The organism is Pseudomonas sp. Marseille-Q7302 (assembly GCF_965111925.1).
On the sequence record NZ_CBCOPK010000001.1, the window covers coordinates 2,010,818 to 2,033,329 of the forward strand.

Genomic DNA, 22,512 nt, shown 5'->3' on the forward strand with positions numbered 1-22,512 from the left:
TCACGTACGTACGAGCGGAGAGCAGCGGCTTCTCAACAGCTGACATCTCCACGGGTGCGATTGCGATCGAGATGGGCAGAGAACTAAAGATCATCAAGACACTCAAGTCGGGTGACATGCCTGAGGTTGGCTACACACGGCATGACGGCGACAAGTTCCGCTACCGCTGTAAGGTCGAAGGTAACCGGGTCGTTTGGCAGGCGTATTTTCCTGACCGGTCAGCGTGGGGACGTTGGAGGAACAGCTCTGACGATGCAGTGCTTACCTTTCAGGCAGATGCAGAAAAGCTATCTATTTCCAGTAGCATGACCGGGATCACCGACACCTACCGGAAGAAAGCCTTCGGTAAGCGCTGATCAGTCAAACGAAGCGGATGGTCCCTTGACTCAATGAAGAGTCGTTCGCTTCCGCTCAAGCAGAATTTCCAAGGTTTCAACGTCCTTGATTTGCTGGGCAAGCCGATTGAGTTGGTGCTTCAGCCAGTGACGGCTTGACTCGACATGGCGTCGGCGTCGCTCGATCTCCCGCTCCAACTCAGGCAGTGACTTCTGATCCATCGTTTCTAGGTCGGGACTGCGGTAGGGCATCTCATGCGTCCTTGCATGGTGGAAAACTGGCATCGCGTACCATGCCGAGGTTGGCCTTCGGTTTACAGTCCGCCAAATACCAAAACCCCGAGTGTGCGAGGCACCTCGGGGTTTTTATTGCCTACGCCTTCTAACCTGCCTTGCTTCTGCTCGATTCGACGTCTGGGGCCGTAGGCGCTTCCTCGGCGTCTGCATGGGGCAGGCGCTGGCTGGAAAACTCCTGCAGCCGCTGGTAATGGGTCAGCCAGAAGCCCAGTTCCAGGTTCAGGGTTTTGAGCTCGAGAGCGGTGAGTGTTGAAGGCCCTTTAGAAATTGCCTTTCCCGCAAGGTCGATGGCTGCCAGTTGCCCGGCCGTGCGAGCGGGACAGTTTCTGATGGCGTAACGGAGCGCCTCTCTAAAGTCGCTATCCAGGCCAGGCATAAAAAAGTCCTTGAATGACTAAGGGGTTTAGCGAGTAGCCTTGCATCGAGCGCTATCGAGTAGCGGACATGCCAATTTCTATCCGCAGCTGATCTGGCCTGGACGCAGTGGTTCGGGACTTGAATGGACCGTGGCCACCTGCTTGTCACCGCTGCATTTTCAGCTACCGGTGAATAGCGAAGTTGTTTGCATACTAGATGGCTGGCAAGGCGGTTGCGCGGGCTTTGCTATCTGGGCGGATAGGCGGTGCAAGAACCTGTACGCAGCCTGTACTCGGCTCTAAAACCAGGGTTTGCTTGGCTGGACCGCTAATAATCCGGCGATTCGCAGGCGTTTTTCTTATATAGGATTTGGACGAAGCCGCTGTCATCTGAGCGCTGTTAGATCCCTTAACCTTGGTGTTCATCATCGCCGCACGCCGTCGAGCGGTAGCCTGGAAAGCCCGGGAATGGCTGGACGCTCTGGGCAAATGGGGCGATGCTGAAAACGTACGCCACAGAGCGTGCGATCCCAAGGGCCGAGCGGCAAGCTGCAGGCCTTTGAAGATGGCTTCGGCGTATAAAAATAAAAGAGGAGTCGAGCGATGTTCTACAAGGTCAGCGTGTATTCACGGCCTGAAGATCGTGGGCTGCTGGTGTGGCGATGGAAGAAGCAATTTCTGGGTGAGTGGGTGGAGTCGCGTCAGGAGTTCGAAGATTGCGACCACTGCGTCCATCATGCCTTGCAGGATGCCAAGGGGCAGAGCGTTCATCTTGAGACGGATCGCTGCACCCTGTATCGCTACCGCTTCGAAAGCATGCTGCACCAATACGGCAGTTGCTACTGCCTGAGCGGTGGTCGATCAACCGAGGCGGTGCTGGATCTCATCGCCCAGATCGAAGAGCGCCACAATGTCATAGTGCTGCGCAACGGCCAGCCCTTCTTCGCCCACTACCGGGCGGATCTGCAGGCGGAAGGGACGCTCGCTCCCGAGCTTTGGCAAGGCGTGGAATGGCGCGGATTGGAAGGGCGCTTCGAGTATGCCCGCAATCGCAAGAGGCCCTGATCGTTGTAGTGCGGAACGTAGAAAGGGTCAGAGGGGCAGCAGCTCCTGTCGCATGATGCTGATATCTGCTGGAGCCTGAATGCCTAGCTGGACGCGACTGCCCTGCAACTTGAGAACGCTGATGTTGATGCGGCCATTGAACAGCTGGTCCAGCACCTCTTCTTCATCCGCTCCCGGTCTAAGGGATAGATTGATGATTTTGGCGGTGCGCCGGGTCAGTACCAGATAAGACATGAGCATCCCTGCCATGATTTCAGTGAGCCGATGATTGCCAGTTCCCCACCGGGTGATAGCGAGTAGGCAGCTTGTCAGCCTCTAGTATCGCAGTCTGCGGCGACTCGCAGCCCGGTAGCGACGTTCTAGCTGCCACCTTCTCCCGATAAAGCCCGCTATTCCTGCTAGTACCGTTGCCAGGTTGACGGCATTGGTCGGGCGGCTGCCGTGGTAGCCGGCGATCACCACCACCAGCGTCGCCAGTGCCCAGATGACAATGGTGGCCGCGACGGCTACAGCCATTTCGTTGAGTTCGGGGCGTTGCCCTTGTTGCGGGTGGCAGAAGGGATTTTCGTATTCGTCCGACATGGAGTACTCCGGCAAGCGTTCTTGTTGGAGAGTATTGCCAAGAACCTTATCGGCAGATGATGAAGAGTCTGGATCGAATCGATAGCGCGATCAGCGAAATCTTTGTCGGGCGGATGAAGGGTACTCGTGGAGCCCTGGGTGGTCAGCGTGGACGGTATGGGGGCCATCTCCCTAGCGAGCGACGCGTTCGAAAGGGTAGTCACCAGTACGCACGACGAGGCGTGGGCGTCGTGGTGTGCGGCGAGTGCCGCCCGGCGGTAGTCGTCCGCCGGGATCCTGGCCGGCTCAGCGCGTGGCTTCGTCGCGCTCGAACAGGCTCCAGCAGCGATCAAAGTCCGCCTGCCAATCCGGCAGGGCAGTGGGCAATACCGCCGCGACCTTGCTGCAGTCCAGCCGCGAATAGAGCGGGCGGGTTGCCGGGGTAGGGTAGTGCTCGGTGGTAGTGGGATAGAGGCGGGCACGCAATTCGCCACGCTGCTCCAAGCGCTCGGCGATGGCCGCGGCAAAACCGTACCAGGAGGTTTGCCCTGCATTGGTAAGGTGATAGAGGCCGCCCACATCGCCTCGTTCGAGCAGCCGCTCGACCAGCTGGCGCGTGGCTGTGGCTATCGTTGGCGCCCAGGTCGGGGCACCCTGTTGGTCCTCCACCACATGCAGCTCATCCCGCTCCGCCAGCAGGCGGCGCATGGTGTTGAAAAAGCACTGACCATCATGGGAATAGACCCAGGAGGTGCGCAGGACCAGGGCACGACCACCCGCCGCCAGCACAGCCTGCTCGCCCGCCAGCTTGGAGCGCCCATAAACGCTCAGGGGGGCAGGGGCGCAATCTTCCGTATAGGGACGCCGACGCGTACCGTCGAAGACATAGTCGGACGAGTAGTGAACAAAGGGGATGCCTCTGTCCTTCGCCAGTTCCGCCAGAATCTGCGGGGCTCTCACATTGATCGCCTCGGCGCGCTCGGCTTCCTCTTCGGCTTGATCCACGGCGGTGTAGGCCGCGGCATTGAGGATGAGGTCGGGTGCCAAGCCGTCGAAGGCTTTACGTAGCGTGGCGGTCTGAGCGAGGTCCAGATCCGCTTGGCCCAGGACGGTCAACTGATGGGTGCTACCGAACTCACGCTGGAGGGCGCGCGAAACTTGGCCGGAACGGCCAGTGATTACAATATTCATGAAACCATGCCTGGATGCCTTCGGCTGAAGGCATACGTCCTATAGATCGATTCCTGAAAAGCCTCAGGCTTTTCCCGCACGAAACGAAACCTGCCGCCTTTGGCGACAAATCTGGTTTTCCGGTCATCTTTCCGGGGAAAGATGGCGGCCGCTGGCTATGGCGGAGTGGGCATCGACTGAAGGGACGTAGCGGTCATGGTAAGACTCGATGAGGAAGTACGCGGCTAGGACTGCCGTCTGTCGGCGGAGTTCAGTGCGAACCCAGGGACGATGGCAGCAGCTTGCCAAGCTGGAGACCCGACGTCGAGGCGGTCAGCAGGGCGGTATGGAGAACCTGTTCAAGTTCGCGGATGTTTCCCGGCCAGGCGTAGGCCAGCAGCGCCGCTTCGTCCTGGGCTGTCAGCACCGGGGGTTCGCGACCCAGGCGCTCGGCATGCTGCTTCAGAAAATGCCGAGCGAGGGGTAGCAGATCCGCCGGCCGCTCCCGCAGGGCGGGCACCGGAACCAGGCCGGGTGCGAGCAGCTGCCAGAGGTGCGGATTGAAGTGGCCCGCCACGACCGCCTCGGCCAGCTCCACGCTGGAGCCGGCGATCAGGCGCACCGCTATCGGAGTCCGTTGAGTGCTGCCCACGCGCAGGATGCTGCCTTCCTGCAGAACCTCGACCAGCGCCTCCTGCAACTCAGCTGGCAGATCGGCAATTTCATCGAGATAAAGACTGCCGTCGTTTGCTGTGCCGAACCAGCCCACGCGGCTGCCGGAGGTACCGGCATAGGCCCGGGGGACATAGCCGAACAATTCGGCAGCGCCATGGCGCCTGCTGAGCGCGGCGCAATTCAGGCTGCTGAAGAGGCCGGTTCGCCCACTGCGTTCGTGCAGGCGGCGCGCCAGTAACTCACGACCGGTGCCCCATTCGCCGGACAACACCACGGGCTCTGGCAAAGGGGCGAGTTGGTCCAGCCGTTCGAGCAGTTGCCGGGAGCGCGGATCGGCGAAGGCCAGGGCCTTGGCGCGGATGGTGAGCGCGCTGTGCTGATCGGTTGGGACGATCAGGAGTTCGGGTGAGGCAATAGGCATGGCGACATCGGTAAGCAATCAAATCGCTATGCTATCGACTGAGATTTATAGCTAAAAATACGTTTTAGCTATTCGCTTAGGTTTTTTGGTTATCTAGCGAAAAGGCCAGGGCAGCCTTTTGATGTTCAGGAATTAGAGTTTCCAAGTCGATGTCAGGTAAGCCGATAGGCGGGGTACCTGGACAGCGGCGCGGTATATCGGGGTGTCACGAGTTGCACGTCCGATGCCGACATCGCTAGGGTAGGCCGGCGGGACTGGTTCTACCGCCCTTGAAGAAGAGGAACTGCCGATCGATGCCTTCCCTGCGTGCGCCTTGTCCGCCTGGTGTCTGTACCTGTGATCGCGAAGCCGTGCTGGCTGATCCTCAAGGTGACGCTCGGGCCCTGCTGCTCAATCGCCAGGAAGAGCAGCGGCTGCTGGGCCGCCTGGAGAATATCGCCAGCGTGTCCGAGTTGCAGCGTTTGCAGCAGCGCTTGCAGGAGCAGTTGGGCATCCGCCTGGAGATCCGGCCGGGATCGGGAGAGGTGCGCAGTGCCAGAGGCATGCTGATCGAGCTGCAGCCACGACCGGGGCTGTGTCGCAAACTCCACCAGTCGATACCCGCGGCCATCCGTCGGGGCCTGGCGCAGCACCCTGAAATCCTTTACGGGCTACTCAATGCCAACGACCTGTTGCGCGATGCCTGAGTGTCCTCAGGCAGACCCCTTGAAGCGAATCCAGGTCGGGGCGTGGTCACTGGTCTTTTCCAGATCGCGCACCCAGCGGTGGACGCCCGCTTCCTGAAGTTCAGAACGCAGCCCGGGGCTCAGCAGCAGGTGGTCGATGCGCAGGCCGGCATTGCGTTGCCAGCGTTGGCGGAAATAGTCCCAGTAGGTGTAGATGGCTTCATCGGGGTGGCAGGCGCGTAGCGCGTCCAGCCAGCCCTGGGCGAGCAGACGCTCGAAGCAGGCACGGCTTTCGGGTTGCAACAGGGCGTCCTTGCGCCAGGACTTGGGATCGTAAATGTCCCGATCGGTCGGAACCACATTGTAGTCACCCGCCAACACCACCGGATGCCCGCTTTCGATCAGGCCCTGGGCATGATCAATGAAGCGGTCGAACCAGGCCAGCTTGTAATCGAACTTGGGGCCGGGCCAGGGATTACCGTTGGGCAGATAGAGGCTGGCGACGATTACGCCTTTTACCGCCGCTTCCAGGTAACGACGTTGGGAATCGTCCTCCATCCCGGGCAGGCCCCGCCGAATCTCCAGGGGCTGATCGTCACGCGCCAGGATGGCCACGCCATTCCAGGAGGGCTGCCCATCCCAGAGGGCGCCGTAGCCGGCGCCCTCCAGCTCAGCCTCGGGGAAGTCTACGGCTTTCGCCTTCAGCTCCTGCAGGCAGACGATGTCCGGCTGCTCCCGCTCCAGCCACTGCAACAGAATGGGAAGCCGGGCCCGAATGCCATTGACGTTGTAGGTCGCGAGGGTGAGGGCGGTCATGGGACGTTCCTTGAAAGGTTATAGCCATGACCAAGGCCTGGTGTCGGCAGTTCCTCTTGCGCCTCTTTGTGATTAAGTTCGCATTATTTTGTGACTTACTTTTTTTGGCACCTTCGGGAACTTTTTGGCCATTGCTCGATTGCTATGAAGAGAAATTTGACATCGCGTAGCTGATTTGTAGTCAGTGAACGAATTCTGACCGGCGAAGTTCTCCGGAAAAATGATCAGTTAATTAGAAAAATCTATAAAAATCAGTTACCTAAATTATATCTATATGATGGCTAAGTAATGGCCATAGTTGCAGGGTAATGGAGTTGGCATGCTGCTTGTATAGAGCTAGCTGCCTGGAGGCAATGTCGTGCGGAAACCCCATCCGCACGACTCTTCTCTCACTTCATATCGGCCCGTGTTCAGGGAGCGCGTTCACCCGTCGATTTAGCAGTTGGTGATGATGAATCCATCCTTCCTGAAGTTTTCCCGCAGGACCGCCAAGGTGCTGCCTTTCGTCGCTGCGCTTGCCCTGGCTACCGGTGCCAAGGCCGAGCAGGTCAGCCTGGTCGGTCTGAATCTATCCGGTGCCGGTTTCGCCGGTCAGGTGCTGCCGGGTGTGAACGGTACGAACTACATCTTTCCCGTGGAGGCCTACTTCAAGCAGTGGAGCGCCAAGGGGATCAAACTGATTCGTTTCCCGATCATCTGGGAGCGACTGCAGCCGGTGCTGGGCGGTCCGCTGGATCCGACCTATGCCGCGCTGGTGGACCAGACCTTTGCCAATGCGCAGAAGTACGGCATGCGGATCATCCTCGATCTGCACAACTACACCTTCTATCGCGGCTCGGTGATCGGCAGCACGGCAGTGCCCTATGACCGCTACCAGGAGATCATGACCCGTATCGCCCAGCGCTGGAGCAGTCAGCCTGCGCTCTATGCCTACGACATCATGAACGAGCCGCACGACTCCATGGCCCAGTGGCCGATCGCTGCCCAATACGGTATCAACGGCGTGCGCGCGGTCGACAAGACCAAACCCATCATGATCGAGGGCAACGGCTGGTCGGAGGCGACCCGCTGGCCGCTGTGGAACGACTCCCTGCTGGCGCTCAAGGATCCGTCCGACAACCTGATCTTCCAGGCACATTCCTATTTCGACGAAAGCGCCGGCGGCAACTACACCGGAATCGATGTCGGCAAGTTGAGCCAGGACTACGGCGTGGAGCGCGTGCGGCCCTTCGTCGAGTGGCTCAAGAAGAACAAAAAGAAGGGCATGATCGGGGAGTTCGGCGTGCCGGATAACGATCCGCGCTGGCTGCCGCTGATGGACCGGATGCTGGCCTATCTCAAGCAGAACTGCATTCCTTCGACCTACTGGGCGGCCGGCCCGGGTTGGGGCAACTACTTCCTGTCGGTGGAGCCGATCAATGGCGCCGACCGGCCGCAGTGGCCGACCCTGCGCAAATACCTCGATGACAGTAGCTGCTCCGCCATCGGCCCCATCGCCAGCGGCGCAGGCAGTACGCCGGCGAGCGGCTCAGGCACCACGGGTAGCTCGAGCGGTGGCAGCGGTGGCAGCGGTGGCAGCGGTGGCGCTCCTACCGGCTCCACCAATGGCGGGACTACGGGGCCGGGCACTTCCGCAGGCAATGGTAGTACCGGCAATACCGGTGGCTCGACCACTACTGAGGTCACCACCTCGATCAACGACTTCACCAACGAAGATTGGCTGCATGGCGTGTATCGCAAGTCGGCGGGTTTTTCCATTCCCGCGTCGGCCGCGAACGTGGGGGCCTTCAAGGTAGGCGCCCAGATAACGCCGGCCGATGGCAAGAGCTACAAGGTGACCTATGCCCAGGTCGTCGGCAGCAACATGAGCGTCTTCATCGAGAGCCCGCAGCTCGATGGCAACGCCTATGGCTATCCCAAGACGCTGCGCACCGGGACCACCACCTCCGGCACGCCGGCCACGGTACCGGGCACCACCACGGGCTCGACTGGCAGCACGGGCACCTCCAGCGCGGGCAGCAGCTCAGGCAATGCGGCGTCGGTCGTGACGGTGCCGACGGTCGAGACCAAGCCCGTGACCGGAACCGGCAGCACCGGGGCGACCGGTTCCACCCCGGCGCCGACGGGGGCCTCGTCGACGCCCGTGGCGTCGGCTGGCACGGCATTGAATACCGCCAAGCTCAATCTGGTCGGGCTGAATTTCTCCGGCGCCGCCTTCGCGCCCCAGACGCTGCCGGGGGTGCTCAACGTCAGCTACATCATGCCGGGCGAGGCGCATTTCCAGCAGTGGAGCGCCAAGGGCGTGCGGCTGATTCGCTTCCCGGTGATCTGGGAGCGGTTGCAGACGCGCTTCTTCGGCAGTCTGGAAGGGGCTTACACCCAGCAGGTCACCCAGGTGCTGGAGCTGGCCAAGAAATACAACATGAAGGTGATCCTGGCGCTGGATAACGGGGGGCGCTACAAGGGCACCCTGATCGGCACCGGCAGCGTTACCAACTTCAACTACTGGGATCTGATGTACCGGCTGGCCTACCAGTGGGGCAACCATGCGGCGCTCTATGGCTACGACATCATGGGCAAGCCCAACGGCGCCGACAGCAGCTGGCCGGTCACCGCGCAATCCGGTATCGACGGTGTGCGTACCATGGACCGTACCCATCCGGTGATCGTGCAGGGCAATGCCTGGGGCAGCGCGGCCAACTGGCCGGCGGTCAGCAACGCCTTGCTGGGTCTCAAGGATCCGGCGAACAACCTGATCTATGCGGCCAACGTCTACCTGGACCAGGACGGCAGCGGTAGCTATGCGGCGCAGAACATGAACGGCTTCGATCCGCAGGTAGGGGTCAATCGCGTCAAACCCTTCGTCGAATGGCTCAAGCGCAACGGCAAGCGGGGCATGATCGCCGAATTTGGCGTCCCTTCCGGCGACAGCCGCTGGTTGACGGCGACCGACAACCTGCTCGCCTACCTGCAGCAGAACTGCATGCCGCTGACCTACTGGGCCGCCGGACCGGGCTGGGGCACGTCCGCACTGGCGGTCGAGCCGGTGAACGGGGTGGAGCGACCGCAGTGGCCGACGCTGAAGAAGTACGTCGACGCCAGCAACAGCTGTACGGCGGTAGGGCCCCGCTGAGGCGGATTTCGCTCAGCGCGAAGGCGATGAAATCCTCTGGGGTTCATCGCTTTTTTCTTGGCTGACCGATAGGCGAAAAGACAAGGGTTCCGCGCGCTGGAAGCGTTCCCGTGCGCGGTAAAATGGCTCTGGAACAGTGCTTGGGGGGACGACGAACGGCTCTAGCTCGACTTGTCGCGGCGCGGGTAGAGTCGAAATCGACACCACAAGCACAAGGAGTAGGTGCCATGACTCAAACTACCCAGGAGCGGTTGCAGAATCTCGAAGAGCAGATCCGCAGCCATCGACAGGACCTCGCACGAAGCCGGCAGAGCTTCCAGGAGCAATTCGTCATCTACACCCACAAATTCGCGCGCCTGAGTGTGCTCGAAGCCCAACTCGAACTGGTGCGTAATAACACCAAGGCGCCAAACTGAAGGCGCTACCGGTCGGCCAGTCCTCACTCGTCCCGCGTCAGGACTTCCAGTAATTCGATTTCGAACCTCAGGTTGGCGTGGGGCTTGATCAGCGCGCCAACCTGGCGTTCGCCATAGGCGAGGGCCGCGGGCACTTCCAGGCGCCGCTTGCCCCCCACCCGCATGCCCATCAGCCCCACGTCCCAGCCCTTGATCACGCGCCCCGTGCCGATGACGCACGGGAAGGGCCGACCCTTGGCGCGGGACGAATCGAACAGGGTGCCATCGTCCAACCAGCCCTCGTAATGGGTGGTGATCAGGGCACCCTTGACCACGGCCTTGCCGTCGCCCACCACCAGGTCCTCGATTCGTACCTCGTCGCTCATCGTCGCGCTCCTGCTGAAAAGGCGCAGTCTAGCCTGTTGCTCAGGTTGGGCGACCCGCCTTAGTCCGGCACATCGCCGAACAGCCCTGCCTGGTAGTCGCGGATCGCCTGGCGGATCTCATCGGCGGTGTTCATGACGAAGGGCCCATGGGCGACGATGGGTTCGGCGAAGGGGGCGGCATGGCCATAGAGCAGGACGGCGCCTTCGCGGCTGGCGATGTCGATATGGTCGCCGTCGTCGGCGAATTCGAACAGGTGCCAGGGCGCTTCATCGCGTCCGGCGATCTGCAGGGTGCCACGAACGCCATAGCAGAACACCGTCGCGCCCGCGGGGGCGGGCAGGGATACCTGGCCGCCAGGTGCGATCTCGACCGTCATCAGGGTGATGGACGTCAGGGTCGGTACCGCGCCTTGAACATCCTGGTGGCTGCCGGACGCCAGCTGGATGCGCACCCGACCCTCATCGGCTTCGATCAGCGGCATGTCCGCGGCGGAGATGCCGTGGTAGGCGGGCGGCGTGAACTTCAGGCGGGCGGGGAGGTTGACCCACAGTTGCAGGATCTCCAGGTCGCCGCCGTCACGCTTGAAGGCGGCGGGTGACAGCTCCGCATGGACCAGGCCGCTGCCTGCGGTCATCCACTGGATGCCTCCGGCCTCGATGACACTCTCATGGCCGCCGCTGTCGCGGTGGGCGAGGGCGCCGGCGAGGATGAAGGTCACCGTCTCGAACCCGCGATGGGGGTGGGGACCGAAGGGCAGGCCGGCGTTGTGCGGCGGATAGACCTGGGGGCCGTGGTGGTTGAGGAAGAGGAAGGGGTCCAGGTGGGCCAGTCCGGGGCCTGGTAACGGCCTGCGGGTCTGGAGCTCGCCGATGTCATCGCGCCGGGCGGGATGGCGGTGGAGCAGGGTACGGGCGGTCATGGGGGCCTCGCAGGAGCAAAAGGTCAGTGTAAAGGGCCCCTCGCCGACCGGGTACCCCGCACCGGCCGGCTGCCGCTCAGATGGAGAAGCGGACCTCCCGTTCCGGACGAGACGCTGCCGGCCGCCGGTGATTGACCACTAGCTCGCCGATGCGGATCAGATGGGCGCGGGTGACGTTGCGACTCAAGCCCAGCAAGCGCGCGGTATGCACCTGGTTGCGATGGCAGAAGCGATAAGCGGCCCGCACTAGGGCGTCTTCGACGCGCTCGTGCAAGGCTTCCGGCTGTTCCTCGAAGAGCTGGGCGAAGGCCTCGGTCAGCAGGGTATCGACCGGCGCCGGCTCGCGTGGCCGGGACGCCGGCATAGCGAGGCTGGGACGCTGGACGAAGACCAGGTCCGCGGCATCGATCAGGCCTTGCGGCTTGAGCAGCAGCGCATGCTGCAGGGTATTTTCCAGCTCGCGGATGTTGCCGGGCCAGGGGTGCTCCAGCAGGCGTCGCTCCGCCGCGGGCGTGAGGGAAACCGAGGCCTGGGCGTAGGCGTGCAGGAAATGCCGGGCCAGCGGCAGGATATCGCCCTGCCGCTGGCGTAGGGGCAGCAACGGCAGGCTGACCACATTGAGGCGATACCAGAGGTCTTCACGAAAGGCCCCTTCAGTCACTGCCCGCTCCAGCGGGACGTTGGTCGCGGCGATGATGCGCACGTCCAGGGCGACGCTGCGGCGGGAGCCCAGGCGGACCACCTCGCGCTCCTGCAGGACCCGGAGCAGCTTGACCTGTACCGACAGGGGCAGATCGCCGATCTCGTCGAGAAACAGGGTGCCACCGTTGGCCTCCTCGAACCAGCCGGCGCGTGCGGTCAGAGCGCCGGTGAAGGCGCCCTTTTCATGGCCGAACAGTTCCGCCTCGACCAGGCTTTCGGCGAAGGCGCCGCAGTTCACTGCGACGAAGGGGCCGGCATGGCGATGGCTGAGGGCATGGATATGGCGCGCGATCAGCTCCTTGCCGGTGCCGGTCTCGCCGATCACCAGCACGCTGGCGTCGCTGGGGGCGATCTTTTCCAGGTGGGCGAGCAACTCTCGAGAACGGGGATCGGCGAAGACCTGGGCCGTCGCCCGGTAGCGGGGGACCTCAGGCGTGCGCGTCAGGGTCAGCAGCGTCATCGCGGGCTCCTCAGGAATAGAAGCTGGGGCTGGGCAAGGCATCGTTGAGGGCCCAGTCGCCCAGTTCGTGAAGTTTGTAATCGACCGGATCGTGCAGGGTCTGGGTGCGCAGGTTGCGCCAGTAACGGTCCAGCCGCAGGGCGCCCGCGGTGGCCCGGGCGCCGCCGACCTCGAACAGCCGGCTGGCGAGATCGAGGCCGTGGCGACTGGCCGCCACCTTGGCCGTGGCGATGGCGATGGCCAGTTCACCTCTAGCCTCTGCGGTGAGGGCCGTCCCCTGGTGCCAGGCCTGAGCGAAGGCGCCATTGGCTCGCTCCACCAGCAGGCGGCTGCTTTCCAGGGCGACCCAGAACTCTCCGTAGTGGCGCAGGATGTAGGGGTCTTCGCTGGCACTGGCAGCCGGGGACTTGAACCAGGGACGCGCCTGGGTGGTGGTGTAGCGGCGCGCCTCGTTGAAGGCGCCTTCGGCCAGGCCGAGAAAGATGTTGGCGAAGATCAGCTGGGCCAGCAGCGGGCGCAGGCAGGCGAAGGGGGTGCTCAGGGGGCCGGGGTCGAGCAGCCATTCCTGTTGTTCGACGCGAACGCCGTCGAAGCGCGCGCTGCCGCTGTCGGTCTGCCGCTGACCGTTGTTGTCCCAATCGTCGAACAGCTGGATACCAGCGCGTCCGCTGGGCACCACGGCGATCAGCAGACGGCCGCAGTCATCGTTTTCCAACGCCGACAACAGCAGCAGATCGGAGTCCAGGGCGCCGCTGCAAAAGCTCTTCTGGCCATCCACCTGCCAGGCGTCGCCGCTCCGGCGGGCCAGGGTGCGGCGATCCAGCGGATTGAGGGCGTTACCCCAGAACAGGGCGTCGCGCGCGGTGCGCTCCAGCCAGGGCCGCCACTGCTCAGGCTGGCCGAACAGCTGGGCGGTGGCCAGCAGCAGATGATGGAAGCCAAAGACATGGGCCAGGGAGCTGTCGACCCGGGCGAGCCGGCGTACCGCTTCCAGCGTCTCGTCCCAGGAGGCGCCCAGGCCATCGAGGTCCGTTGGAATGCTCAAGGCGAGCAGGCCGCTGCGACGCAGGGCGTCCCGCTCGGCCTTGGGGGTTCCGCCCTGACGATCACGCTCCGCCGCCGTGGCGGCGAAGTCGGTCAACAATGGGTTAAGGGGTTCTAGCAGCGAGTAGGACATGGTGGGCCCGGGCATAGAGATGGTCGGCACGAGTTAGAACGTAAAGCCGGGATAGCCCTGATCTGAAATATTTTTTTGTTATTAGGTAATGGTCTGGTCCCATCCATCTTCCATTTTGACCGCCCGGTTTCAAGCGCGGTTATCGGACTCAAGACCTGGCCAGTACCTGTCGATATAGCGCTAACTCAATCTCCCGGGTGGGGCGTGTCATGTTCAACAAAGGACTAAAACAAGAACTGCAGCGTCTCCGCGAGCAGGTGGATTCCTTCAAGCGGCTCAAGGCCGAACTCGATGTGGAGATGATAGGCCTGGAGCTGGACGGCAGGGGTTGCATCACCTCCGTGAACGCCAACTTCGAAAAGGAAATGGACCTGCGTGCGGCGGAGCTCCTGGGACGTTCCCTGGTGGATCTCATCCCGGCGCACGTCAAAAACCAGGAGTACAGCCGTCGGCTGCAGCAGTGCCTGAGTCGCGGTGAGCCCTACAGCGGCGCCCTGCACCTGCTGCGCGGCGACGGACGTGAAGCCTGGCTGCGCGGCATCCTGCATCCCTTCCATGACAGCCAGGGTCAGGTCACGCGTTTTCGGCTGTTCTGCAATAACCTGACGCGCACCATCGAGACCTCCCGCGAGCATGAGAGCCTGCTCAAGGCCCTGCGCCGTTCCACGGCGGTCATCGAGTTCAACCTCGACGGCGAGGTGCTTGATGCCAACGACCGTTTCCTGCAGGCCACGGGCTATTCCCTCGCGCAGATCAAGGGCAAGCATCACCGCCTGTTCTGCGAACCGGCCGAAGCCAGTTCCGAGGCGTACCAGCAATTCTGGGCGCGCCTGCGGCGTGGCGAATTCATCGTCGATCGCTTCAAGCGACTGGATGCCCAGGGTCGCGATGTCTGGCTGGAGGCCTCCTACAACCCGGTGATCGATGCCCATGACCGGCTGTACAAGGTGGTCAAGTTCGCCACCGTCATCACCGACCAGGTCCATCAGGAGCAGGCGGTGTCCGAGGCGGCCAGCGTAGCCTTCGAAACCTCCCAGCATACCGACGACACCGCCCGCAAGGGCGCGGTGGTGGCGCAGCAGACGGTTGACGTGATGCGCGCCCTGGCCAGCCAGATGCAGGAGGCGGTCACGGGTATCGAGGCCTTGGACAATCAGTCCCAGGTGATCGGCACCATCATCAAGACCATCAGCGGCATCGCCGAGCAGACCAACCTGCTGGCGCTCAATGCCGCCATCGAGGCCGCACGGGCGGGCGAGCAGGGGCGCGGTTTTGCCGTGGTGGCCGACGAGGTCAGGCAATTGGCCTCGCGGACCAGCAAGGCGACCGAGGAAATCGTCGGCGTGGTGCAGCAGAATCAGCAGCTGGCGAGCCAGGCGGTGACGGTGATCGAAAACGGGCGACGTCAGGCCGAGCAGGGGCTGGAGCTGGCCGGGCAGGCCGGGCAGGTGATCGTGGAGATCCAGGACGGCGCCCAGCGCGTGGTCGGAGCCGTGGGGCGCTTCGCCCGGCAGCTGTCGACCTGATCCCTCGCGCGCCTCATGAAGAAACGGCAACCCCAGGGTTGCCGTTTTGCATCTTGCGTCAGACTTGCTTGCTGCCGCCGCCGATCTGCCAGACGAAGGGCGGTTCGTGACCCTCGATCTCCCAGGCGCCGACGATGCGTTCCTTGTAGATCAGCGGATTGTGGGAGGCAGCCGTGCGGGCATTGCGCCAGTGGCGATCGAGCCCCTTGGTGGTGCTGGTGGCCGAGGCACCCAGGGCATTGAACAGATCGCTGGTAGCGCGCAGCACCAGGTCGGCCACCGCGGACTGCGCCTGGGCGGACGCCAGCTCCGCCGCCACATTGGCCTCATGTTCCGCGGCGGCATCCTCGGCGTAGCGCGCTGCGAAGGCCGCCTGGGCCGCGGCGGCCGCCTGCAGGGTCGCGGCTTCAGCCGCGTAGACGAAGGCCGAGGCCTTGCCCACCACCTGCTGCACCTGGGGGTCGGCGCTCGCCGCGCTGGCGTTGCCGTGGCTGTAGACCCGGGTACGTGCCTTGACCTCCTGGGCAAAGTCGCGCACGGCGGCCTGCCCGCTGCCGGTGATCACGGCGAGCAGCACCAGCTGGTAGAAAGCGGTCTGGTAGGTGAAGCGGGTGTTGAAATCGATGAGGTTGCCCGGCTCCACCAGTACCTCTTCGAACACCGAGGTGCCACTGGCGGTAGTGCGCTGGCCAAAGCCGTCCCAGTCGTCGGACTGGCGCACGCCCGGCTGGTCGGTGCGGATGGCGGCTATGACGTCGCCACCGGTGTCGTCGCGTTGGGCATAGACGTCGATCCAGTCGGCGAACAGGCTGCCGGTGCTGTAGTACTTGGTGCCGTTGAGGCGCCATTCACCGTCTCTCTGGCTGACCCGGGTGATGACCTCGCCGAGCTTGACCGTGCCGATCTCGGTCCAGGCATTGCCCACCAGATCTCCGGCGACGAAACGCTCGAACCAGACCTGCTGGGAGGCGCTGGCATGGGCGTTGAGGCGATCCTCGACAAAGGCGAAGTGGCCACGCAGGGCCTGGGGCAGATTGCTGTCGGCGGCCGCCAGCTCGATCAGCAGGCGCACCAGCTGCGGCAGGCTGGCGCCGCCGCCACCGAATTCCCGCGGCACCCGCACTGCGCCGAAGCCGGCCTCCTTGAGCCAGGCGATAGGCGCATAGGGCAGGGTGCGAGTGCGCTCTCGCTTCAGGGCGCCTTCGGCGATACGGGCGAAGAGGGGGCGGAAGCGGGCCGCCAGTTGTTCGTAGTCCGGAGCCTCGGCGTGGGGCGACGGCAGGTGGCGAGCGGGCAGATTCATGATGGTCCTCGGCGAGTGGGAGTCGACGCCAGGGCCTTTGCAAGACCTTTGCCAGCGTGCAAAAGCCCATTTCAGAGGGGCTCGCGCCTTGTCAGCTGACCTGGTCCCAGCAGCGCTGACCGATCGCTGTTGGCCAGGCGACAGTGGCGTCCGGCGCGCTAGACTGGCCTTTTGCGCGGAGCCTCCATGGATCTTCTCTTTCTCGGTACCTCGGCCGGGGTGCCTACGCGTCGGCGCAATGTCTCGGCCCTTGCCCTGATCGAGGACCAGGGCAAGGGCTGGTTCCTCGTCGACTGCGGCGAGGCCACCCAGCATCAGCTCCTGCGCACCCCGCTGTCGGCCGCGGATCTGCGTGCCATCTGCATCACCCATGTCCACGGCGACCACTGCTATGGCCTGCCGGGACTCCTGGCCAGCGCCGCCATGACCGGACGCAGTCAGCCACTGGTGCTGATCGCACCCCAGGCGGTCCATGACTGGCTCGCTGCCACCCAGGCGCTGACCGCCCTGCACCTGCCTTTCGAGTTGCAGCTCCATGCGCTGGAAGGCTTTGCCGGCGTCTCCCTGGGTGCCTGGGATATCGACGCCGTCGCGCTCTCCCACCGCGTGCCCAGTCACGCCTTTCGCTTCTGCGAGGCCCGTCGGCCGCAGCGACTCGATCCGGCGGCTCTGGCGGCCGCCCAGGTGCCGCGCGGTCCGCTGTGGGGGCGGCTACATGCGGGAGAGGACGTGCTGCACGAGGGGCGACTGCTGCGCAGCGCCGACTACCTGCAGGCAGCCCATGGGGAACGACGATTGGTGGTGGCGGGGGACAACGACGATCCCGCCTTGCTGACGGAGGCCTGCCAAGGCGCTCAGGTGCTGGTCCATGAAGCCACTTACGCCCAGGCGCAGATCGACAAGACCGGCCAGAGCTGGGGTCACAGCAGTGCTGCCGGAATCGCCCGGTTCGCCGAGGCGCAGGGGTTGCCGGCGTTGCTGCTTACCCATTTCAGTCCGCGCTATCAGGCCGATTCGGGACGTTCGCCCTCAATCGAGGAGCTGCGCCGGGAGGCTGCCGCGCATTATGGCGGTGACTTGCACCTCGCCGAGGATTTCTCTCGCTTTCGCCTGGATCGTCAGGGGCGGCTGAAAGCCCTGGAGCAGAGCAGTACGAGAGTGTGCGCTGGTCACTCCTAGGTTAGAGGTGGATACGTTTCGGTCTTGTCTGACCTGTTCTCCTTGGGCATAGTGCGAACGTTTATCATTTCAGGATCAGCCCGATCCTTCGCATTTCGTTCCTAGGAGAAGCAAATGGCGGTGTCTTTCAACAAGGTTTCGACGCTGGGCGCCATGGCGCTACTGTCCCTGGCAGTGGCTGCCTGCTCCAACCGCCAGGAGGCACCGACGCCACCGCCACCCGCGCCGGCTCCCGTCGCCGCGCAACCGGCCGCGCCCCAGGCGCCTGCCGAACTCAAGCGCATCGAGCTCGGTTATGGCGTCTATGAGCTGGCCTACAGCCCGGCCAAGCAGTCGGTCTATGCCGCGACCGCCCAACTGACCAAGGGCGTCACCGGCGGGGTGATCTATCAGCTCGATCCGACCACCTTGGCCGTCACCGGCCAGATCCACACCGATTTGAAGAACTTCGCCCTGACCACCGATGCCAGTGGCGAGACGCTGTTCGTCACCAACTCCCTGGACGGCGGCCTCAGTCGCATCGATTTGCGCACCGGCAAGGTGGAAAAGCGGCTGAAGTTCAACGAGATGGGCCGCGATGGCCATCCGGTCAATCCGCGCCAGGTCATCCTGCATGACGGCATGCTGTATGTCGGTGGCGTCGGTGATCCGGGTGTGATCTGGGTGGTGGACGCCAAGACCCTGACCCTCAAGGCGCGCATTCCCAACGCCGGCAAGTGGGTGACCGGCCTGCTGTACTCCGAAGACACCGGGCGCCTCTACGCCGCCAACGGCAGCGGTGAAGTACTGGTGATCAATCCGCGCACCCGCAAGATCGAGCACCGCTGGACCCCGGGCGACGGTGGCAAGTACCTGCTGCTGAACCTGGCCGAGGACCGGGCGAACCACCAGCTGTTCGTCACCGACAACTCCGAAGCCAAGACCGTACTGGTCTTCGACATCCGCACCGGCAAGGTGATCAAGCGCCTGCCCGTGGGCGACGCCCTGGCGATCAAGCTCAATACCACCCGTAACGAGCTGTACATCACCCAGCGCGAGACCGGTCGGCTGCTGATCCTGGACGCCACTACCTACGCCGAGAAGAAGGCCTACGACCTCAAGCCCAATCCCAACAGCCTGCTGGTGAGCCCGGACGGCCAGACCCTGTATGCGACGGTGAAGACGCCCTTCGACAAGGAATACATGAACACCGCGCCGGAGAGCGTGGTGCGCATCGACCTCTCCGCGGTGAAGTAAACCGCGCCTGCGAGCTGCCGTGGCGTCCTGCCACGGTGGCCCTGGGCTTCCCAAGCCCGCCGGCTTGCTCTTGAATGGGGCTTCCATTCCTGAGGAGCTACCGGTTTGTCAGCTACCGATCTCAGCCTGCTTCCGTTACTGGAAGCCTCCTACCGCCACTGGCTCGGCCAGCCACTCCCCCGTCCCGCCGGGCTGCCCGAGGCTGACGTTTTCGCCTGGCGGCATGAGCGAGCTCCCTATGCCCTGCTGGCCCACGGCAGCGAAAGCGATCCGTTGTTCTGTTACGTCAACCAACAGGCCCTGCGCTGCTTTGGCTATCCTCGCGACGAATTCATCGGCATGCCCTCGCGCTTCAGCGCCTCGCCCAAGGATAGGGACGAGCGTCAGCGACTGATGGAGGCGGTGGGACGCCAGGGTTATGCCAGCGGCTACGAAGGCTGGCGGGTAGACAAGGCGGGGGAGGCCTTCCAGATCCATGCCGGCGTGGTGTGGAACCTGGTCGATGCCGAAGGTATACGGTTGGGTCAGGCGGCGCTTTTCTGGCCGGACCCGCAGCGGATCGGGCAGGTGGATTGAGGCAGGGAGTGTTGGGCTTCGCTGTGCTCGGATGAGCTGCTCATTCGTGGACAAGGCTGCGCCGTTGTCCACCCTACGTATGCCCTGGCGCGGGAGATGCCAGGCTATCCCGACTCACGAAGGCACCCCCTCTCCCTGGGGGAGAGGGCTGGGGTGAGGGCGTCACCCCGGTCGGACGCCTCACTCGTCCTCGATGATCAGCACCACCAAGTCCTTGGGTCCATGGGCGCCATAGGCCAGCACCTGCTCGATGTCGGCGGTCTTGGATGGGCCTGAGATCAGCAGGGCGTTGGTCGGCATGCCGTCCTGCCAGTGGTGCTGTTGCTGCAGCTCGTAGAAGTTGTCGACCACCGTGCTGGCCCTGAGCAGGGCGATGTGCAGCGGTGGGACCAGGCTCATCAGGCGTGGCTCCTGGCGATCCGGCCAGAGCACCAGGCTGCCGGTGGAGGCCAGGGCGCCGAGGGTACCGGTAAGGCTGGCCGGGGTGTCGTTGAACAGTTCGGCCTTCCATTCCTCCACCGGCCGGTCATAGGCCTTCCAGCGGGGCTGCCCCTCCGCCTGCCAGCGCTCGGCCAAGCGGGCGCCGTGGGGCGTGTCGGGAGCGATCAGCAACTGCTCCAGCCCACGCTCGGCGAGGGCGCGTTCGACCAGCGCTGGCCAGTCCGCCGTGGTGGTCAGGTGGGTTTCGGTGTGCACCGTCTCCATCAGGGTGCGCAGGCGGGCGATGCGTTCCTCAGGCGGATAGCGCCAGGGCTCGGTGACCAGGGCTTCGTCGAAGTTGTCGGCCAGCGGCTGCGTGCCCTGGAGGCTGCCGCGCAATTTGGCGAGGATGTTGTCGCGGGCGCTCATGGGCGTTTCTCCAGGTGTTCGCGGGCCAGTTCGTGGAGCGAACGGGTCGCCGGCTTGGGCGCGCTGTGGTGCTCCGTCCAGGGCCCGAGTTGGCCTGGGGTGAAGCGGCCGAAACGGGTGGCCAGATAGCTGAAGCCGCGATAGAGCAGCGGCGAGGTAAAGAGGTTCTGCCAGGCATGCCAGGTCCACCGCTCGCGGGCGGAAAACTTGCTGCCCTGGCCGCGTAGGAGATGCGGTTCTGCTTCGGGCGCCTTGACGTTCTCTTCCCGCAGTCGCCGCAAGATCGCCGGAATCGGGATCTTCACCGGACAGACCTCGCCACAGGCACCGCACAGGGACGAGGCGCTGGGATGATCGGGCGCCTGCTCCAGGCCCACCAGGTGCGGGGTGATGATGGCGCCGATGGGGCCCGGATAGACCTCACCATAGGCGTGGCCACCGATGCGGGTATAGACCGGGCAGTGGTTCATGCAGGCGCCGCAGCGGATGCAGTTGAGGGTCTGGCGCAGTTCGCTGTCGGCGAAGGCCTGGCTGCGGCCGTTGTCGAGCAGCACCAGGTGCACCTCGCGCGGCCCATCCAGTTCCTCGGCCTTGCGCGGTCCGGAGATCATGTTGACGTAGGTGGTGATGGGCTGGCCCAGCGCCGAGCGGGTCAGCAGCGACAGCAAGGGCACCACGTCGCGCAGATTCTCTACCACCTTCTCGATGCCGGTCACGGCGATGTGCACCGGCGGCACCGTGGTCGACATCCGTCCGTTGCCTTCGTTTTCCACCAGCAGCAGGGTGCCGGTCTCGGCCACGGCGAAGTTGACGCCGGAGATGCCGATGTCGGCCTCGAAGAATTTCTGCCGCAGCACGCGTCGGCCGGTCTGGATCAGTTCGTCGACGTCGGTGGTGTAGGGCTCGGCCAGGTGTTCGTGAAAGAGGGTGCCCACCTGCTGCCGATTGAGGTGGATGGCCGGCATGATGATGTGCGAAGGCTTCTCCCCGGCGAGCTGGATGATGTACTCGCCCATGTCCGACTCCAGGCAATCGATGCCTTGGGCGCCGAGGACGTGGTTCATGTCCATCTCCTCGCTGACCATGGACTTGCCCTTGATCAGCAGCCGCGCCTCATGGCGCTCGGCGATCTGCTGGACGATGTCGTTGGCCTCGGCGGTGGTCTCGGCCCAGTGCACCTGGACGCCATTGCGCCTGAGGTTGGCTTCCAGCCGCTCCAGCAGGTCGGGCAGCTTGGACAGCGCCCGGGCGCGGATGCGGTTGCCCAGTTCGCGCAATCGCTCACGCTCGTCGGCATCGCTCATGCTGGCCAGGCGCTTGGTCATCAGCGAATCCATGGCGGTGCGGAAGTTGCGCCTCAACTGGTCGTCGCCCAGCGCCTGGCGCGCGCGAGTCTTGAAGGGTGGCGCCTCACTGACGTCGGTCAGGGGAATCTTGAGCATCTCGTTCATGCTTCACCTCCGATGCGGCGCCAGAGAAAGCTCGCCAGGTGTTCGCCGCGCAGGGCGGCGCGCTGTTTTTCCAGGGCGCCGTTGATGTTCATAAGGCAACCGCAATCGGCGGTGAGTACCTGGGCCGCGCCGCTGTCCTGCAGGGCGCGGGTCTTGTCCGCCACCATGGCACCGGAGATGTCCGGCATGCGTACCGAGAAGGTGCCGCCAAAGCCGCAGCATTCGCTTTCATGGTCATGGTCGACGCGCTCGACGGCCTGTAGTTGGCCGAGCAGGGCGCGGCCGTGCAGGTGGGTCTGCATCTCGCGGCGGGCGCTACAGGAGGTGTGCAGGGCGACCTTCGTCGGGGCGCCGCGATCCTGGTAGTCGACCTGGCAGACGTTGAGCAGGAATTCCGCCAGTTCATAGGTGCGCTCGGCCAGATCCTGTACCTGGCGCAAGGTCTCGGGATCGTCGGCGAACAGCTCGGCATAGTGATGGCGCAGCATGCCGGCGCAGGAGCCGGAGGGCACCACCACGGGCCAGGGTTCGGCGAACAGCGCCAGCTGGGCACGGGCCACGGCACGCGCTTCCTCGGTGTAGCCCGAGGTGTAGGCCGGCTGGCCGCAGCAGCTTTGCGCCTGGGGGAAATTGACGCGGATGCCCTCGCGCTCCAGCAGGCGGATGCTGTCCATGCCGGCTTCAGGATAGAAGAGATCTACCACGCAGGTGCCGAACAGATAGACCTGGCTTGGCTTGTCGCGCGGATAGGTCCGCGGGGGCGCCAGCGGCGGCGCGGTGCGGGTGGCGTTGGGGGCGGCGTTGTGGAAGAGCTCGTTCATCAGGCGTACTCCGGGTTGGCCCGGTTGGGAGAAGACC

General features: G+C 63.9%; 22 protein-coding genes and 1 pseudogene. 9 read left to right on the forward strand and 14 right to left on the reverse strand.

The annotated features are described in order from the left end of the window. Positions 1–717 precede the first annotated feature (717 nt). A complete protein-coding gene (locus tag ACWPW1_RS09415) occupies positions 718–1,008 on the reverse strand; it encodes a hypothetical protein (RefSeq protein ID WP_454252855.1) in 291 nt (96 codons plus the stop codon). A 583-nt stretch (positions 1,009–1,591) separates the two neighbouring features. Between ACWPW1_RS09415 and ACWPW1_RS09420 the strand changes: the two genes are divergently transcribed. Beyond that, complete coding sequence (locus tag ACWPW1_RS09420) at positions 1,592–2,053, forward strand: hypothetical protein (RefSeq protein WP_434776313.1); 462 nt, start codon at positions 1,592–1,594, stop codon at positions 2,051–2,053. A gap of 27 nt (positions 2,054–2,080) precedes the next feature. Here ACWPW1_RS09420 and ACWPW1_RS09425 read toward each other — a convergent pair whose 3' ends face one another. The 4 genes from ACWPW1_RS09425 to ACWPW1_RS09440 form a co-directional block, all read right to left on the reverse strand. Continuing rightward, positions 2,081–2,287, reverse strand: coding sequence for a carbon storage regulator (locus tag ACWPW1_RS09425; protein WP_434776314.1), 207 nt, complete (start codon positions 2,285–2,287; stop codon positions 2,081–2,083). 81 nt (positions 2,288–2,368) lie between these two features. Further along, a complete protein-coding gene (locus ACWPW1_RS09430) occupies positions 2,369–2,635 on the reverse strand; it encodes a hypothetical protein (protein ID WP_434776315.1) in 267 nt (88 codons plus the stop codon). A 285-nt stretch (positions 2,636–2,920) separates the two neighbouring features. Further along, complete coding sequence (gene rfbD / locus ACWPW1_RS09435) at positions 2,921–3,805, reverse strand: dTDP-4-dehydrorhamnose reductase (RefSeq protein WP_313649562.1); 885 nt, start codon at positions 3,803–3,805, stop codon at positions 2,921–2,923. 250 nt (positions 3,806–4,055) lie between these two features. Beyond that, positions 4,056–4,880: a sigma 54-interacting transcriptional regulator gene (locus ACWPW1_RS09440; RefSeq protein ID WP_434776316.1), complete on the reverse strand. Its 825-nt coding sequence runs from the start codon at positions 4,878–4,880 to the stop codon at positions 4,056–4,058. A 293-nt stretch (positions 4,881–5,173) separates the two neighbouring features. Between ACWPW1_RS09440 and ACWPW1_RS09445 the strand changes: the two genes are divergently transcribed. Further along, entirely contained in the window at positions 5,174–5,566 is a 393-nt protein-coding gene (locus tag ACWPW1_RS09445; RefSeq protein WP_434776317.1) for a hypothetical protein, read from the forward strand. Positions 5,567–5,572: 6 nt separating this feature from the next. Here the strand turns inward: ACWPW1_RS09445 and xth are convergent, their stop codons facing one another. After that, complete coding sequence (gene xth / locus ACWPW1_RS09450) at positions 5,573–6,361, reverse strand: exodeoxyribonuclease III (protein ID WP_454252856.1); 789 nt, start codon at positions 6,359–6,361, stop codon at positions 5,573–5,575. A 448-nt stretch (positions 6,362–6,809) separates the two neighbouring features. On the opposite strand from xth, the gene ACWPW1_RS09455 reads away from it, so the two are divergent. Both ACWPW1_RS09455 and ACWPW1_RS09460 read left to right on the forward strand, forming a co-directional pair. After that, positions 6,810–9,494 carry a glycoside hydrolase family 5 protein gene (locus ACWPW1_RS09455; protein ID WP_454252857.1) on the forward strand — a complete coding sequence of 895 codons (2,685 nt, stop codon included), beginning with the start codon at positions 6,810–6,812 and terminating at the stop codon, positions 9,492–9,494. 227 nt (positions 9,495–9,721) lie between these two features. Then, positions 9,722–9,910 carry a hypothetical protein gene (locus tag ACWPW1_RS09460; RefSeq protein WP_059314448.1) on the forward strand — a complete coding sequence of 63 codons (189 nt, stop codon included), beginning with the start codon at positions 9,722–9,724 and terminating at the stop codon, positions 9,908–9,910. 23 nt (positions 9,911–9,933) lie between these two features. Here the strand turns inward: ACWPW1_RS09460 and ACWPW1_RS09465 are convergent, their stop codons facing one another. The 4 genes from ACWPW1_RS09465 to ACWPW1_RS09480 all read right to left on the reverse strand — a co-directional run bounded on the left by ACWPW1_RS09465 (position 9,934) and on the right by ACWPW1_RS09480 (position 13,534). Beyond that, positions 9,934–10,275 carry an FKBP-type peptidyl-prolyl cis-trans isomerase gene (locus ACWPW1_RS09465; protein WP_454252858.1) on the reverse strand — a complete coding sequence of 114 codons (342 nt, stop codon included), beginning with the start codon at positions 10,273–10,275 and terminating at the stop codon, positions 9,934–9,936. 59 nt (positions 10,276–10,334) lie between these two features. Further along, positions 10,335–11,195 carry a pirin family protein gene (locus tag ACWPW1_RS09470; protein WP_434776321.1) on the reverse strand — a complete coding sequence of 287 codons (861 nt, stop codon included), beginning with the start codon at positions 11,193–11,195 and terminating at the stop codon, positions 10,335–10,337. Between the two features lie 76 nt (positions 11,196–11,271). Continuing rightward, entirely contained in the window at positions 11,272–12,357 is a 1,086-nt protein-coding gene (locus ACWPW1_RS09475; protein ID WP_454252859.1) for a sigma-54 interaction domain-containing protein, read from the reverse strand. 10 nt (positions 12,358–12,367) lie between these two features. Continuing rightward, positions 12,368–13,534 carry an acyl-CoA dehydrogenase family protein gene (locus ACWPW1_RS09480; protein WP_454252860.1) on the reverse strand — a complete coding sequence of 389 codons (1,167 nt, stop codon included), beginning with the start codon at positions 13,532–13,534 and terminating at the stop codon, positions 12,368–12,370. 299 nt (positions 13,535–13,833) lie between these two features. Here ACWPW1_RS09480 and ACWPW1_RS09485 point away from each other — a divergent pair. Then, positions 13,834–14,520: pseudogene (locus tag ACWPW1_RS09485) on the forward strand (PAS domain-containing protein); the annotation flags it as partial. Between the two features lie 129 nt (positions 14,521–14,649). After that, positions 14,650–15,060 (forward strand): methyl-accepting chemotaxis protein, encoded by a 411-nt coding sequence (locus tag ACWPW1_RS09490; protein ID WP_423815135.1) that lies wholly within the window; start codon positions 14,650–14,652, stop codon positions 15,058–15,060. Positions 15,061–15,118: 58 nt separating this feature from the next. Here ACWPW1_RS09490 and ACWPW1_RS09495 read toward each other — a convergent pair whose 3' ends face one another. Further along, on the reverse strand, positions 15,119–16,363 hold the full coding sequence (locus tag ACWPW1_RS09495) for an acyl-CoA dehydrogenase family protein (RefSeq protein ID WP_454252861.1): 1,245 nt from the start codon (positions 16,361–16,363) through the stop codon (positions 15,119–15,121). Between the two features lie 186 nt (positions 16,364–16,549). On the opposite strand from ACWPW1_RS09495, the gene ACWPW1_RS09500 reads away from it, so the two are divergent. The 3 genes from ACWPW1_RS09500 to ACWPW1_RS09510 all read left to right on the forward strand — a co-directional run bounded on the left by ACWPW1_RS09500 (position 16,550) and on the right by ACWPW1_RS09510 (position 19,354). After that, a complete protein-coding gene (locus ACWPW1_RS09500) occupies positions 16,550–17,542 on the forward strand; it encodes an MBL fold metallo-hydrolase (RefSeq protein ID WP_454252862.1) in 993 nt (330 codons plus the stop codon). Positions 17,543–17,656: 114 nt separating this feature from the next. Further along, positions 17,657–18,778 (forward strand): YncE family protein, encoded by a 1,122-nt coding sequence (locus ACWPW1_RS09505; RefSeq protein ID WP_059314456.1) that lies wholly within the window; start codon positions 17,657–17,659, stop codon positions 18,776–18,778. 105 nt (positions 18,779–18,883) lie between these two features. Next, the gene (locus tag ACWPW1_RS09510; protein WP_434776325.1) at positions 18,884–19,354 is read left to right on the forward strand and encodes an MEKHLA domain-containing protein; all 471 of its coding nucleotides are present in this window, start codon (positions 18,884–18,886) and stop codon (positions 19,352–19,354) included. 180 nt (positions 19,355–19,534) lie between these two features. Here the strand turns inward: ACWPW1_RS09510 and ACWPW1_RS09515 are convergent, their stop codons facing one another. Genes ACWPW1_RS09515 through ACWPW1_RS09525 form a run of 3 tightly spaced genes read right to left on the reverse strand, consistent with a single transcriptional unit; the run spans position 19,535 to position 22,475 of the window. Continuing rightward, positions 19,535–20,203, reverse strand: a complete 669-nt coding sequence (locus ACWPW1_RS09515; RefSeq protein ID WP_434776326.1) for an LUD domain-containing protein — start codon at positions 20,201–20,203, stop codon at positions 19,535–19,537. Beyond that, positions 20,200–21,654, reverse strand: a complete 1,455-nt coding sequence (locus ACWPW1_RS09520; protein ID WP_434776327.1) for a LutB/LldF family L-lactate oxidation iron-sulfur protein — start codon at positions 21,652–21,654, stop codon at positions 20,200–20,202. Before ACWPW1_RS09520 ends, ACWPW1_RS09515 begins: the two co-directional genes overlap by 4 nt. Beyond that, positions 21,651–22,475 carry a heterodisulfide reductase-related iron-sulfur binding cluster gene (locus ACWPW1_RS09525; protein ID WP_434776328.1) on the reverse strand — a complete coding sequence of 275 codons (825 nt, stop codon included), beginning with the start codon at positions 22,473–22,475 and terminating at the stop codon, positions 21,651–21,653. The genes ACWPW1_RS09520 and ACWPW1_RS09525 overlap by 4 nt, the downstream gene beginning before the upstream one ends. Positions 22,476–22,512 lie beyond the last annotated feature (37 nt).

Excerpts from the sequence above, each read along its gene's own strand:
- ACWPW1_RS09490 (WP_423815135.1), top strand. The coding sequence starts at position 14,650 with ATGCAGGAGGCGGTCACGGGTATCGAGGCCTTGGACAATCAGTCCCAG.
- ACWPW1_RS09430 (WP_434776315.1), bottom strand. The coding sequence starts at position 2,635 with ATGTCGGACGAATACGAAAATCCCTTCTGCCACCCGCAACAAGGGCAA.
- ACWPW1_RS09420 (WP_434776313.1), top strand. The coding sequence starts at position 1,592 with ATGTTCTACAAGGTCAGCGTGTATTCACGGCCTGAAGATCGTGGGCTG.
- ACWPW1_RS09460 (WP_059314448.1), top strand. The coding sequence starts at position 9,722 with ATGACTCAAACTACCCAGGAGCGGTTGCAGAATCTCGAAGAGCAGATC.
- ACWPW1_RS09515 (WP_434776326.1), bottom strand. The coding sequence starts at position 20,203 with ATGAGCGCCCGCGACAACATCCTCGCCAAATTGCGCGGCAGCCTCCAG.
- ACWPW1_RS09425 (WP_434776314.1), bottom strand. The coding sequence starts at position 2,287 with ATGTCTTATCTGGTACTGACCCGGCGCACCGCCAAAATCATCAATCTA.
- ACWPW1_RS09520 (WP_434776327.1), bottom strand. The coding sequence starts at position 21,654 with ATGAACGAGATGCTCAAGATTCCCCTGACCGACGTCAGTGAGGCGCCA.
- ACWPW1_RS09525 (WP_434776328.1), bottom strand. The coding sequence starts at position 22,475 with ATGAACGAGCTCTTCCACAACGCCGCCCCCAACGCCACCCGCACCGCG.
- ACWPW1_RS09455 (WP_454252857.1), top strand. The coding sequence starts at position 6,810 with ATGATGAATCCATCCTTCCTGAAGTTTTCCCGCAGGACCGCCAAGGTG.
- ACWPW1_RS09440 (WP_434776316.1), bottom strand. The coding sequence starts at position 4,880 with ATGCCTATTGCCTCACCCGAACTCCTGATCGTCCCAACCGATCAGCAC.
- xth (WP_454252856.1), bottom strand. The coding sequence starts at position 6,361 with ATGACCGCCCTCACCCTCGCGACCTACAACGTCAATGGCATTCGGGCC.
- ACWPW1_RS09465 (WP_454252858.1), bottom strand. The coding sequence starts at position 10,275 with ATGAGCGACGAGGTACGAATCGAGGACCTGGTGGTGGGCGACGGCAAG.
- ACWPW1_RS09445 (WP_434776317.1), top strand. The coding sequence starts at position 5,174 with ATGCCTTCCCTGCGTGCGCCTTGTCCGCCTGGTGTCTGTACCTGTGAT.
- ACWPW1_RS09470 (WP_434776321.1), bottom strand. The coding sequence starts at position 11,195 with ATGACCGCCCGTACCCTGCTCCACCGCCATCCCGCCCGGCGCGATGAC.
- ACWPW1_RS09480 (WP_454252860.1), bottom strand. The coding sequence starts at position 13,534 with ATGTCCTACTCGCTGCTAGAACCCCTTAACCCATTGTTGACCGACTTC.
- rfbD (WP_313649562.1), bottom strand. The coding sequence starts at position 3,805 with ATGAATATTGTAATCACTGGCCGTTCCGGCCAAGTTTCGCGCGCCCTC.
- ACWPW1_RS09495 (WP_454252861.1), bottom strand. The coding sequence starts at position 16,363 with ATGAATCTGCCCGCTCGCCACCTGCCGTCGCCCCACGCCGAGGCTCCG.
- ACWPW1_RS09415 (WP_454252855.1), bottom strand. The coding sequence starts at position 1,008 with ATGCCTGGCCTGGATAGCGACTTTAGAGAGGCGCTCCGTTACGCCATC.
- ACWPW1_RS09505 (WP_059314456.1), top strand. The coding sequence starts at position 17,657 with ATGGCGGTGTCTTTCAACAAGGTTTCGACGCTGGGCGCCATGGCGCTA.
- ACWPW1_RS09475 (WP_454252859.1), bottom strand. The coding sequence starts at position 12,357 with ATGACGCTGCTGACCCTGACGCGCACGCCTGAGGTCCCCCGCTACCGG.
- ACWPW1_RS09500 (WP_454252862.1), top strand. The coding sequence starts at position 16,550 with ATGGATCTTCTCTTTCTCGGTACCTCGGCCGGGGTGCCTACGCGTCGG.